The sequence below is a fragment of the Flavobacterium sp. genome (genome assembly GCF_044341185.1).
Taxonomy (GTDB): domain Bacteria; phylum Bacteroidota; class Bacteroidia; order Flavobacteriales; family Flavobacteriaceae; genus Flavobacterium.
This window is the reverse complement of record NZ_JBIISE010000010.1, coordinates 14,270-27,225: the sequence shown is the minus strand read 5'-3', so window position 1 is coordinate 27,225 and position 12,956 is coordinate 14,270. Positions and strand designations below refer to the sequence as shown.

Genomic DNA, 12,956 nt, shown 5'->3' with positions numbered 1-12,956 from the left:
TAAACTATATTAACTCAGCTATTTTGTATCGTTCTTCGTTGCTTTTGGTGCGTAAAATAATTTCACCTAAAAAACCTGCTAAAAATAATTGCGTTCCAATAATCATAGTAGTTAAGGCGATATAAAATTCGGGTCTGTTTGTAATTAAACGTGCTGTTTTATGGATGAATAGCTTATCGATTCCTAAATATATAGTTAAAACAAATCCAATAAAAAACATTAAACATCCAAGCAATCCGAAGAAATGCATAGGACGTTTTCCAAATTTTGAGATAAACCAAATGGTAATTAAATCTAAAAATCCGTTGACAAATCTATCGATACCAAATTTTGAAGTTCCGTATTTTCTAGCTTGATGAATCACTACTTTTTCACCAATTTTTGAAAATCCAGCATTTTTAGCTAAAACAGGAATGTATCGGTGCATTTCACCGGAAACTTCAATGTTTTTAATTACTACATTTTTATAAGCTTTTAAACCGCAATTGAAATCGTTAAGTTTTACTCCCGAAATTCTTCTTGCTGCCCAATTGAATAATTTTGATGGAATATTTTTAAATACTACCGAATCATAGCGTTTTTTCTTCCAACCAGAAATTAAATCAAATCCTTGATTTTGAACTAAATCGTATAATTCTGGAATTTCATCTGGACTATCTTGCAAATCGGCATCCATAGTAATAACTACATCACCTAATGCTTTCGCAAATCCAGCGTGTAGGGCTTGACTTTTACCATAATTACGTAAAAACTTAATTCCTTTGATGTTGGAATTTGATTTTTGCAAGTCTAAAATAGTTTGCCAAGACGTGTCAGTACTACCATCATCTATAAACAATACTTCATAAGAAAAGTTATGACTCGTCATAACTTTCTCAATCCATTTTGATAATTCGGGTAACGATTCTTGTTCGTTTAATAAGGGAATTACTAATGATATATTCATTTATTCGTTTAATGGGTTTGTTTTACTTTTCATTATTGCTGCTGCAATTAATCCTATAATAGATGAAAATACAATTGAAAAAGCACTTCCTTTTATGATATTTGTAATTGAATACTGATCATTTTCTTTAAGAGAAATAATTGTTTCTTTCATAACATCTTTTGGAGTACCAAATTTCTGCATAAATTCGACAGTTTTATTTATTGTAATTTCTAATATTTGTTCTTTTGCTGCAGGATCAATAAAATTAAATAATATATAATTGAATACATTAGCAATTACAATCCCAATAACACTATAAATAAAAAATGAAGTAAAAGCTTCTTTGAAATTTATAATACCACCCATTTCTTTTTTAGTTATTGAAATGACATAAAAACCTAATATTAAGTAGAAAAATACCATTCCAATACCAATATAAGAATTTGCAAATAAATTAATATCTACAGCATACATCAATACTGTCATAACTATAGAAATGATTCCTGAAATCACTCCAAATTTAATTCCGTTACTTTTTAAAACTTCATTCATAGCTTATATTGTTTTAGTTAGTTTATGGATTAGTATCTAAATTTTAAAATTTGTTACACAGCTTTTTGAACGACTTCATATACTTTTCCGTCTTCAAACTTTAATGTTTTTGCAGGATATTTCAATAATAAAGCATAGTCGTGCGTAGCAATTACTACCGTTTTTCCGTTGGCATTAATATTTCTTAAAACTTCCATAATTTCGATACTCGTTTGAGGATCTAAATTACCAGACGGTTCGTCGGCTAAAATTAATTCTGGGTCGTTTAATAAGGCTCTTGCTATGGCAACACGTTGTTGTTCTCCACCAGATAATTGATGTGGCATTTTAGAAGCTAAATTAGCCATTCCAACTTTTTCTAAAACTTCATTAATTTGTGCATCCATTTCAGATTTGTCTTTCCAGCCAGTAGCTTTTAAAACAAACAATAAATTTTCTTTTATACTTCTGTCAGATAATAATTTGAAATCCTGAAATACAATTCCAATTTTTCTTCTTAAAAACGGAATGTCTTTTTCTTTTAAGGTATTTAAATTATAATCAACAATTGTTCCTTCGCCTTCTTTTAAAGGTAAATCGGCGTAAAGCACTTTCATAAAACTACTTTTTCCAGAACCCGTTTTTCCAATAAAATATAAAAATTCACCTTTTTGAACTTCTAAATTAATATCAGATAATATTAAATTGTTTTCTTGGTATATAGAAACGTCTTTTAGAGATAAAATCGTTTGACTCATAATAATATAATTTATTTTGTAAAAATATAAACATTTCATCGCTAAACAAAATTATTCAACTAAATAATTACAATTACAATATTTAAGATAATTTTTGCGTTTATAATCATATCCTTTTGATATATTTGGGACTTAAAACGAATTCAATTATGAACGATATCAAAACGCTTTTTTTAGCATTACTTTTTATTTCGCAAAGCAGTACAGCTCAGCAATCTGCCATATATTTAAATCAAAATCCAGAATATCATAAAGCTATTCAATTATACAAAGAAAAGCAGTTTCAAGCGGCACAAATTTTATTTGAAAGAGTTAAAAATGCCGTTGAATCTGAAGAAATTATTTCTGATTGTGATTATTTTATTGCCAATTGCGCTATAAAAACCAATCAGCAAGATGCGGATGCTTTAATGGAATCTTTTATAGAAAATCATCCAACAAGTACAAAAAGAAATTTGGCTTATTTTGAAGTCGCACAATATTATTTTGCGGAAGGAAATTATACGCAATCTTTAAAATGGTATGAAAATATTTTTGAACCTGAATTAGCGGATTCCGATATAGATAAAGCAAACTTTCAGAGAGGTTTTGCCAATTTTTCAATTAAAAAAAATAAAGACGCATCTAATTATTTAAATAAAGTAATTCAGTCGGCAGAATATGGAAATCAGGCCAAATATTATTTAGGATATTTAGCCTATGAAAGTGATAATTATAAAGAAGCCAACCAATTATTCGGACAAGTTGAAAATCAGGATAAGTACAAAGAAAAAATGGGGTACTTTCAAGCTGATATGAATTTTAAATTAGGGAATTTTCAGAAAGCAATTGATTTGGGTGAGCCGCAATTGAAAAAATCATCGGCAATTGAAAAAAGTGAATTATCGAAAATTATAGGAGAAAGTTATTTTAATTTAAAACAATACGATAAAGCAATCCCTTATTTACAAGCCTATAAAGGAAAAAACGGCAAATGGAATCATACTGATTTTTACCAATTAGGGTATGCTTTTTACCAACAAAAAAATTATGAAAGTGCCATTTTACAATTCAATAAAATTATTGAAGGAAATGATTTTTTAGCACAAAATGCCTATTATCATTTAGCAGAAAGTTATCTAAATACCGATAAAAAACAACAAGCATTAAATGCATTTAAAACGGCTTCGGAAATGAATTTTGATGCTAAAATTCAAGAAGATGCCGCATTAAACTATACCAAGTTGAGTTATGAAATTGGAAATCCATATGTCTCAACTCCCGAAGTTTTAAAATCTTTTTTAGAAAAATATCCTGCTAATCCTAATAATCAAGAGTTAAAAAGTTTATTAATAAATTCATTCATCACTTCTAAAAATTATACAGAAGCTTTAATTTTATTAGAAAAAAATAAAACACCTGAAAATAAATTGGCATACCAAAAAGTTACTTTTTACAGAGGGCTAGAAGTCTATACAGATGGTAAGTATCAAGAGGCTTACATGTTATTTAAAAAATCATTAACTGAAAACAAAGAGGCAAAAATTACAGCTCGTGCTACTTTTTGGAAAGCAGAATGTGAGTATAGTTTAGACCAATTTTCAGAAGCTGTTTTAACCTATAAACAATTTTTAAATGATGCGGCAGCTTCAGAAACTCCAGAAAGTAAAACTGCGGAATATAATTTAGCCTATACTTATTTTAAAATTAAAGAATATGAAAATGCCATTCCGTACTTTAATGCTTTTATTTTAAAAGGAAAGGAAGACAAAGTTAGATTGACGGATGCGTATTTACGTATGGCAGATTGCAATTATATTTCTTCAAAATATTGGCCCGCTATGGATGCTTATAACAAAGCTATTGAACTGAAATGCGTTGATGCTGATTATGCTGCATTTCAAAAAGGTATGAGTTATGGGTTTGTAAATAAAAATGAAAAGAAAATTGAGGATTTAAACAAGTTTGTAACCACATATAAAACATCGCAATTTATGGATGATGCTTTATATGAATTGGCCAATACCTATACAGTTGAAGAACAAAATGATAAAGCCATTGCTACATTTGATGTTTTAATTAATACTCATAAAAATAGCGCCTATATAGCAAAATCAATTTTAAAGCAAGGTTTAATTTTTTATAACACAGATAAAGACGATGCTGCCATTACAAAATTTAAAAAAGTGGTAGCAGAATTTCCAAATTCGCCAGAATCATTAGAAGCTGTTTCAACAGCAAAAAATATTTACAAAGCAAATGGAAATATACCTGAATATGCTGCTTGGGTAAAAACACTTTCTTTTGTAGAAGTTTCCGATGCAGAATTAGATAATGATATGTATGAATCGGCTGAAAAAAAATACTTAACAAATAATGCCAAACAAGCCATATCTGGATTTACAAGTTATTTGGTGCAGTTTCCTAACGGATTACACGCTTTGAAAGTCCATTTTTACTTGGCACAATTGTATTTTGCTGATGCATTAGAAAAAAATGCAATTCCTCATTACGAGTATGTAATTGCACAAGCCAGAAACGAATTTACAGAGCAAGCATTGGTTCGCTTATCTGAGATTCATCTGAAAGATAAAAATTGTGATGCCGCAATTGTAGTTTTAAAACAATTAGAAACAGTTGCAGAATATCCGCAAAACATTACGTTTGCACAAGCTAACTTAATGAAATGTTATTATGAAAAACAAGATTTCACTAATTCGGAATTGTATTCAGACAAAGTGTTAAATAATCAAAAAACAGATGATAAGATTAAAAGTGATGCACAGATTATTATAGCACGTTCAGCTATAAAAACAAATAACGACGTAAAAGCAAAAGATGCTTATGCTAAATTACAAAAAATAGCAAAAGGCGAATTGGCAGCAGAAGCCTTATATTATGACGCTTATTTTAAGAATAAAGAACAAAAATTTGAAGCATCAAATAAATCGGTTGAAAAATATTCGAGTACGTATTCTGGTTATAAATATTTTGGAGCAAAAAGTTTGTTTTTAATGGCAAAAAATTATTATGGGTTAAATGATAGTTTTCAAGCTACTGAAATTTTACAAAGTATCATCGATAATTTTGCTGAATTTCCTGATGTAGTTTCAGAATGTCAATCAGAATTAGAAACCATAAAAGTTGCAGAAGCCAAAACAAATTCGTCAGTAACGAAGTAAATTAAATTACGATTTACGAATTTTGATTTACGAAGTATAAAATTAAAAAAATAAAATCCTTGCGAAAACCTTAGTGTCTTTGCGGTTAAAAAAAACATATATGAAGAAGTTAATTTTTAGTATCATTGTCCTTTCAGCCTTTCAAGTTGGTTTCTCTCAAAAGAAAGATGAAAACATTGGAAGTGAAGTGGTAAATATTGTAAAACCATATACACCAACCATTTCGGATGCGTTTAAAATAAAACAATCACCAGCAGTGGAACAAGAAGTTGTGGAGCCGAAAATTCCTATAAAATTTCAAATTTTTTCATTTCCAGTGGCCTCAACATTTATTCCATCTAAAGGAAAAGCCGCTGACGTGGATAAAGAAACACAAGAAAAAGGTTTTTCTAATTATGTTTCTTTAGGTGCTGGAAATTATGGTACAGCAAATGCGGAAGTATTTTTAACACACCAATTAAGTAAATCCGATTATGTGGGCGGATTGCTACAACATCTATCTTCTCAAGGTGGAATTGGTGGTTTACTTTTAGACGATAATTTTTACACAAATGCATTAGACGTAACTTATGGTAGCAGAAATAGAAAAATAAGTTGGAATGCTGACTTAGGAATTAAAAATCAAGGAATCAATTGGTATGGTTTGCAAAAATATACATTGTTTGATGCTTCGGTGGTGAATAATATTGATGAAAAACAACAATATAATACAATTGCAATTGGTGGAAAAATTACTGCAAAAGACGGTTTTTTCAAACAAGCTTCTTTACAATATAAACGATTTTCGGATGCTTTTGGTTCGGCTGAAAATAGATTTTTTGTGAAACCTAATTTTGATTTTGAAGTAGTAGATCAAAAAGTTAAAACTGATTTTGTAATTGATTATGTAGGTGGAAGTTTTGATAGAAGGTTAATGGCAATGAATTCAGCGTACAGTTATTCTTCATTGAATTTAGGTTTTAGCCCGAGCATTTTATACCAAAAAGAGGATTTATCAGTTGAAATTGGTGCAAAAGTTTTTTATGCGATGTCAAAAATAGATCAAGAAAATAACAACAAAATATTCTTTTATCCTAAAGTAAAAGCATCGTACAAATTAGTAGGTGATATTTTATTGGCTTATGCCGGCGCAGAGGGAAATTTAAAACAAAATTCGTATGCGGATTTGGTTGATGAAAACCCGTTTGTATCACCAACGTTATTTATTGCTCCAACAAATACTAAGTATGACTTGTATGTTGGTTTAAAAGGAAAATTAGCCAATGCAGTAGCATTTAATGTAAAAACCTCTTATTTAAATCAAGATAACAAAGCATTATTTGCAGCAAATTATTTTGACGTGTTATCGACTAATCCTAATGGATATGCTTTCGGCAATTCGTTTAATGTAGTTTATGACGATTTAAAAACCTGGAGTGTATTTGGAGAATTAAAAGCAGATTTTTCAAAAAATATTGCGTTCGGAATTAACGGAACATTTAATACTTATACTACAACTACTCAAAATGAAGCTTGGAATTTACCAAAACTTCAAATGGCAAGTTTTATTGATTTTGAAATAAATGAAAAATGGTATGCCGGTGCCAAATTATTTTTTGTTGGAGAAAGACAAGATATAGATAGCATTAATAATGAATCGATGTTTTCTTCGTTTAATTCAGGTATAAAAACAGTAACATTAGATAGTTACTTTGATTTAAATGCACACTTAGGATATACATTCAGTAAAAGATTAAATTTCTTTTTAAAAGGAAATAATTTAGCCAATCAACAATATAACAGATGGGCAAATTTCCCAGTACAAGGGATACAAATTTTGGGAGGTGCGAGTTATAAATTTGATTTCTAATTTTTTCTTTAACGCAAAGTAGCAAACTATTGCACAAGGCTCGCTAATTTTTTATTCTTAATTTTATCTTTCTTAAAGTATAAAATTATCTTACGAAATAGAAATCATTGAAAAAAAAATATTTAAGTGAATAAAATTTTAATCTTAGTCTTGTTTCCTCTATTTGTTTTTTCGCAAAACATCAAAGGGAAAATTACAGATGCTAATCAACAACCAATTGCAGGCGCTTCTGTTTATCTGGACGGAACAACAATTGGAACGGTTTCTGATTCGGATGGTTTCTTTGAAATTACTTCAAAGAGTAAATATAACACCTTATTAATTGTCAAATTTATGGGTTATGAAGATATTTATGTTTCAAATCCATATGAAAAAGAATTTTTTACCTTCGTTTTAGTTCCAAAGCAAAATGAAATTGAAACGGTCTTAGTTGTTAAAGATGGCTTTACAAGAAAGCAAAAATTACAACTCTTTAGAGAACAATTTTTAGGACTTACAAAGTATGGAAAAGCGTGTAAAATTCTAAACGAAGATGCTATAGACTTTAATTATGATTTGGATACCTTTACATTCACAGCGTCTTGCTCAGAACCCATAAAAGTGGAAAATCCATTATTGGGTTATCTAATCGATTTTGATTTGCAAGATTTTTATGTAAAATTTAATTTTAAAACTATTAAATCGATTAATGCCATTCAAAGTTTATTTTTAGGTACTGTAAAATATACAGAAACTAAGATTGATGAAAAAATAATTAAAAACAGAAACGATGTATATTTTGGTTCAGCGGTTGACTTTTTTAAGGGAATAATTGATAATTCCTGGTCTGAAAAAAAATTCATTTTGTATGAAGGTAGGTTTCCAGTACTTGCTAATGATTATTTTAAAGTATTGAAAAAAGATGATTTATATGAAGTTACGGTTACTTCAACAAATAAAGTTTCCTTATCAATTGGTGGTGTTAAAAAAACTAATTTTTATGCCGATTTTAATCTTTTGTATCGAAAAAAAAGACAATCACGCGTAATATTTAAAACAGAAACCTTTTTTGTAGATACTTTTGGAAATAACTCACATAAAGATCAAATTGTTTTTGGTGGCGATATCGGACAACAAAAAGCAGGAAATACTTTGCCTTTAGATTTTGAACCAGAAATTCTTGAAAAAGAAGTCGAAAAAAAATAAATAAAATTAAATCTACTTTTAATTCAGAATATTCGAAAATGCCAAATTTCAAACAAAAAATACTATCTCATTATCAACTATTACTTCAAGATAAAATAGATATTTATCAAGATTTAATACATTCATTAACTGAAGATGCGCAAAATGATGCTAAATCTTCGGCAGGTGATAAACACGAAACTACGTTATCGAAATTACATATCGAACAAGAAAAAATCGCTAATAAACTTAAAGAAGCAATTGAGCAACAAATCATACTATCAAAATTAGATATTGAACAGATTTCTAATAAAGTCATTTTAGGAAGTGTTGTAGTTACCAATCATTTAACCGTTTTTATTAGTACCGCTTTACCTAAAATCACAATTGATAATCGAATTGTTTTTGCCATTTCTCCGCAATCTCCTTTAGGCATTCAATTGATGCATAAACCTGTGCAAGCCGAATTTTTGGTAAATCAAGTAAATTATAAAATTTTAGAAATTCTGTAAAAAATTACGGTTTTGTATTCAAATTTTACAGAACAAATAAATTTATTGATTTTTAAAAGCCCATTATTTTGCGTTTTAAGACGTTTTTTTATTTTTAACTGTTTTCGTTTGGTACAAAAAATCCCCAAAACAGCATTTTTGACCCTTTTTAGCGCTTTTTAGAAAAGATTTTAGAAATTAACAAATGTTGATAACTTAAGGTGTTTTGCTGTTGTTATATCTTGGCTTTTTTTAATCCATTCGTTATATTTGTTTGTTATAAAAATGTTTATTTAACACAATTATTATGAGTGAAGAAAATAAAAAAGGTAGTTATTCAGCCGATAGTATCCAGGCGTTAGAAGGAATGGAGCACGTAAGAATGCGCCCATCTATGTATATTGGAGATACTGGAGTTAGAGGATTGCATCATTTAGTGTATGAAGTAGTAGATAATTCTATTGATGAAGCATTAGCGGGTCATTGTGATACAATTTATGTAGCTATTAATGAAGATAATTCAATTACTGTTGAAGATAATGGTCGTGGTATTCCTGTAGATATTCACAAAAAAGAAGGAATTTCTGCTTTAGAGGTGGTAATGACTAAGATTGGAGCAGGAGGTAAGTTTGATAAAGATTCGTATAAAGTTTCTGGAGGACTTCACGGAGTAGGTGTATCTTGTGTGAATGCACTTTCAGACCACTTGCGCGCTACAGTTCATAGAGAAGGAAAAGTATATGAACAAGAATACGAAAAAGGAAAAAGTTTATATCCCGTAAAACAAATTGGTACAACAGATAAAAGAGGTACAATTGTAACGTTTAAACCTGATGCTACTATTTTTACACAAACGTTAGAATATTCTTACGATACATTAGCGGCTCGTTTACGTGAGTTGTCTTTCTTAAATAAAGGAATTACAATTACTTTAACAGATAAAAGACACTTAGCAGAAGATGGAAGTCAGCCTGTTGAAACCTTTCATTCTAAAGAAGGTTTAAAAGAATTTATTAAGTTTTTAGACGGCAACAGAGAACCAATTATTTCTCACGTAATTAGTATGGAAAATGAAAAAGGTGAAATTCCTGTGGAAGTAGCCTTAATTTACAATACTTCTTATACAGAAAATATTTTTTCATACGTAAATAACATTAATACTCACGAAGGAGGAACGCATTTACAAGGTTTCCGTATGGGATTAACGCGTACGTTAAAAAAATATGCTGATGCTTCTGGTTTATTAGAAAAATTGAAATTTGAAATTGCTGGTGATGATTTCCGTGAAGGATTAACAGCAATTATTTCTGTGAAAATTCAAGAACCACAATTTGAAGGACAAACCAAAACTAAATTAGGGAATAGAGAAGTAGTTTCACCTGTTTCGCAAGCCGTTGCAGAAATGTTAGAAAACTATTTAGAAGAAAATCCTAATGATGCAAAAACCATTGTTCAGAAAGTAATTTTAGCAGCTCAAGCCCGTCATGCAGCTAAGAAAGCTCGTGAAATGGTACAGCGTAAAACCGTTATGGGTGGCGGTGGATTGCCAGGAAAATTATCAGATTGTTCGGAACAAGATCCTGAAAAATGTGAAATTTACTTAGTAGAGGGAGATTCTGCAGGTGGTACAGCAAAACAAGGTCGTAATAGATATTTTCAAGCAATTTTACCTTTAAGAGGTAAGATTTTGAATGTAGAAAAAGCGATGCAACACAAAGTTTTTGAAAACGAAGAGATTAGAAATATTTTCACTGCTTTAGGAGTAACAGTAGGTACAGAAGAAGATAGTAAAGCATTGAACTTATCGAAATTGCGTTATCATAAAGTAATTATTATGTGTGATGCCGATGTTGATGGTTCTCACATTTCTACGTTAATTCTTACGTTCTTCTTTAGATACATGAAAGAATTAATTGAAGGCGGACACGTGTATATTGCAGCGCCACCTTTATATCAGGTTAAAAAAGGAAACAAAAAACAATATGCTTGGAATGATGACCAACGTGATAGAATTTCTATGGAAATGGGCGGAAGTACAAGTATTCAACGTTATAAAGGTTTAGGAGAGATGAATGCAGAACAATTGTGGGAAACTACAATGAATCCTGATTTCAGAACTTTCCGTCAAGTAACTATTGATAATTTAGGTGAAGCAGATCGTGTGTTCTCTATGTTAATGGGTGATGAAGTACCACCTCGTAGAGAATTTATTGAGAAAAATGCAGCTTACGCTAAAATTGATGCGTAATTGAAAAAGTTAAGTGTTTTAACAAGTCTGTTTGTTTTTGGATTTTCAAATTTTGGATCTGCACAAACAAGTGCACAATTTGAACAAATAGGGTATCTTTTAGAAGATGCCCTATTGTATTCAAAACAATATTTAATTCCAGCAACGGATGCTGCTGTTTATCAAGCATCATCAGCATGGATGAATTCGGCTAAGAAGAAAGAAAATTGGGAAATTAATGTAGGAATTCATGGAAATATGTTTTTTGTTCCAAAATCGGATAGAAGTTTTACAATTTCAAATTCTGATTTTCAATTTTTACAGTTAGAAGGCACTCAAACTACAGCTTCTGTTCCAACTGCGATTGGAAATGATGATACTTATTATTTAGTAGGTGATTTAGACGGGCAACAAGTTCGTTTAAAAACGCCTAAAGGAGTAAACCAAGAAACTATAAACTACCCGTATTTAGATGTATCTCTCGCTTTACCAAGTGGTACAGAACTTATTGGTCGTTTTTCTACTAAAACCAATTTAAAACGTGGGTATTATCAGGTGTATGGTGTTGGTTTAAAACACAATATTAGTCAATATTTTCCGAGTTTAGAACCTAAAAAAATTCATATTTCTGCGATGTCTTTTTATTCTAATGAAGACATTAGTTTTGATTTTTTAGATGTTAATACTTCGTATGGAAATTTAGGTATTAATAATTTAAACGGAATTGTGGATACATTTCATTACCAATTAGCTGTATCTAAAGAAATCAATAAATTTGAAATTTTAGGAAGTTTTATTGTCAACAGCAGTATGTTTAATTATGTAGTTAGTGGCGAAAAAGGCGCTATTGAAGATATAATTCCAGCTCAAAAAATAATAAACCAACTGCTTGATACAATTGAAAAAAGAAAAACCAATTATATTGGTGAAATTGCTGTAAATTATACTTTGAATAAATTTAATTTTCTAAGTGCTTTTGCTTTCGGTAAGTTTTTTAATTATAATTTAGGTGTTTCTTATAAAATAAATTAAAAAAGTCCCGCCTTATAATAAAGACGGGACTTTTTATATTATTTCAATTTATAGCTGAGGTTCTCGAAGCTAGAAGTTTGGTGATAATTCGTATTTTTTATAGAAATTATCTAAAGCTTCCACCACCTCATCTTCGTTATCTACAATTTTAAATAATTTTAAATCTTCTGGTGATGCATTTTTAAATTTGTCTATCATTACAGATTGAATCCAATCCATTAAACCTGACCAAAATTCAGTTCCCACTAAAATAATAGGGAATTTGGCAATTTTTTTAGTTTGGATTAATGTAATCGCTTCAAACATTTCGTCTAATGTTCCGAAACCACCAGGCATTACCACAAAACCTTGAGAATATTTTACAAACATTACTTTTCGTACAAAAAAGTAATCGAAATTTAAGTTTTTATCTCGGTCAATATAGGGATTAAAATGTTGTTCAAAAGGCAATTCAATATTTAAACCTACAGACGTTCCACCGCCGTGATGTGCACCTTTGTTCCCAGCTTCCATAATTCCGGGTCCTCCACCTGTAATGACTCCGTATCCAGCTTTTGAAATTTTGTATGCTATTTTTTCGGCAAGTAAATAATATTTGTCTTCTGGTTTTGTTCTTGCTGAACCAAAAATTGATACGCAAGGACCTATACGTCCCATAGTTTCGTATCCATTTACAAATTCCGACATAATTTTAAAAATAGCCCAAGAATCGTTTGCTCTTACTTCGTTCCAAGTTTTTTGTTTTAATTTATCTTGAATTCTTTCCTCTTCATTTTGGTATATTCCACTCATATTTTCAGTTTTTTTATTTTCAA

General features: G+C 29.9%; 10 protein-coding genes. 6 read left to right on the top strand and 4 right to left on the bottom strand.

Going from position 1 to position 12,956, the window contains the following annotated elements:
* Nucleotides 1–4: 4 nt before the first annotated feature.
* Genes ACIQZ1_RS03615 through ACIQZ1_RS03605 form a run of 3 tightly spaced genes read right to left on the bottom strand, consistent with a single transcriptional unit; the run spans nt 5 to nt 2,217 of the window.
* Nucleotides 5–946 carry a glycosyltransferase family 2 protein gene (locus tag ACIQZ1_RS03615; RefSeq protein ID WP_396159152.1) on the bottom strand — a complete coding sequence of 314 codons (942 nt, stop codon included), beginning with the start codon at nt 944–946 and terminating at the stop codon, nt 5–7.
* The gene (locus ACIQZ1_RS03610; protein ID WP_396159150.1) at nt 947–1,480 is read right to left on the bottom strand and encodes a DUF4199 domain-containing protein; all 534 of its coding nucleotides are present in this window, start codon (nt 1,478–1,480) and stop codon (nt 947–949) included.
* Between the two features lie 53 nt (nt 1,481–1,533).
* Complete coding sequence (locus tag ACIQZ1_RS03605) at nt 1,534–2,217, bottom strand: cell division ATP-binding protein FtsE (protein ID WP_396159148.1); 684 nt, start codon at nt 2,215–2,217, stop codon at nt 1,534–1,536.
* A gap of 149 nt (nt 2,218–2,366) precedes the next feature.
* Here ACIQZ1_RS03605 and ACIQZ1_RS03600 point away from each other — a divergent pair, with 149 nt between their 5' ends.
* The 6 genes from ACIQZ1_RS03600 to ACIQZ1_RS03575 all read left to right on the top strand — a co-directional run bounded on the left by ACIQZ1_RS03600 (nt 2,367) and on the right by ACIQZ1_RS03575 (nt 12,141).
* Nucleotides 2,367–5,378, top strand: coding sequence for a tetratricopeptide repeat protein (locus ACIQZ1_RS03600; protein WP_396159146.1), 3,012 nt, complete (start codon nt 2,367–2,369; stop codon nt 5,376–5,378).
* 100 nt (nt 5,379–5,478) lie between these two features.
* A complete protein-coding gene (locus tag ACIQZ1_RS03595; protein WP_396159145.1) occupies nt 5,479–7,227 on the top strand; it encodes a TonB-dependent receptor in 1,749 nt (582 codons plus the stop codon).
* A 126-nt stretch (nt 7,228–7,353) separates the two neighbouring features.
* Nucleotides 7,354–8,412, top strand: coding sequence for a carboxypeptidase-like regulatory domain-containing protein (locus ACIQZ1_RS03590; RefSeq protein WP_396159143.1), 1,059 nt, complete (start codon nt 7,354–7,356; stop codon nt 8,410–8,412).
* Between the two features lie 38 nt (nt 8,413–8,450).
* The gene (locus tag ACIQZ1_RS03585) at nt 8,451–8,903 is read left to right on the top strand and encodes a hypothetical protein (protein WP_396159141.1); all 453 of its coding nucleotides are present in this window, start codon (nt 8,451–8,453) and stop codon (nt 8,901–8,903) included.
* 286 nt (nt 8,904–9,189) lie between these two features.
* Nucleotides 9,190–11,130, top strand: coding sequence for a DNA topoisomerase (ATP-hydrolyzing) subunit B (gene gyrB / locus ACIQZ1_RS03580; RefSeq protein WP_396159139.1), 1,941 nt, complete (start codon nt 9,190–9,192; stop codon nt 11,128–11,130).
* Nucleotides 11,131–12,141 carry a DUF6588 family protein gene (locus ACIQZ1_RS03575; protein WP_396159137.1) on the top strand — a complete coding sequence of 337 codons (1,011 nt, stop codon included), beginning with the start codon at nt 11,131–11,133 and terminating at the stop codon, nt 12,139–12,141.
* A 69-nt stretch (nt 12,142–12,210) separates the two neighbouring features.
* Here ACIQZ1_RS03575 and ACIQZ1_RS03570 read toward each other — a convergent pair whose 3' ends face one another.
* Nucleotides 12,211–12,933, bottom strand: coding sequence for a TIGR00730 family Rossman fold protein (locus ACIQZ1_RS03570; RefSeq protein ID WP_353077452.1), 723 nt, complete (start codon nt 12,931–12,933; stop codon nt 12,211–12,213).
* Nucleotides 12,934–12,956 lie beyond the last annotated feature (23 nt).

Bases quoted from the DNA above. Each gene is read 5' to 3' on its own strand.
- ACIQZ1_RS03615 (WP_396159152.1), bottom strand. From the start codon at position 946: ATGAATATATCATTAGTAATTCCCTTATTAAACGAACAAGAATCGTTA.
- ACIQZ1_RS03610 (WP_396159150.1), bottom strand. From the start codon at position 1,480: ATGAATGAAGTTTTAAAAAGTAACGGAATTAAATTTGGAGTGATTTCA.
- ACIQZ1_RS03605 (WP_396159148.1), bottom strand. From the start codon at position 2,217: ATGAGTCAAACGATTTTATCTCTAAAAGACGTTTCTATATACCAAGAA.
- ACIQZ1_RS03600 (WP_396159146.1), top strand. From the start codon at position 2,367: ATGAACGATATCAAAACGCTTTTTTTAGCATTACTTTTTATTTCGCAA.
- ACIQZ1_RS03595 (WP_396159145.1), top strand. From the start codon at position 5,479: ATGAAGAAGTTAATTTTTAGTATCATTGTCCTTTCAGCCTTTCAAGTT.
- ACIQZ1_RS03585 (WP_396159141.1), top strand. From the start codon at position 8,451: ATGCCAAATTTCAAACAAAAAATACTATCTCATTATCAACTATTACTT.
- gyrB (WP_396159139.1), top strand. From the start codon at position 9,190: ATGAGTGAAGAAAATAAAAAAGGTAGTTATTCAGCCGATAGTATCCAG.
- ACIQZ1_RS03570 (WP_353077452.1), bottom strand. From the start codon at position 12,933: ATGAGTGGAATATACCAAAATGAAGAGGAAAGAATTCAAGATAAATTA.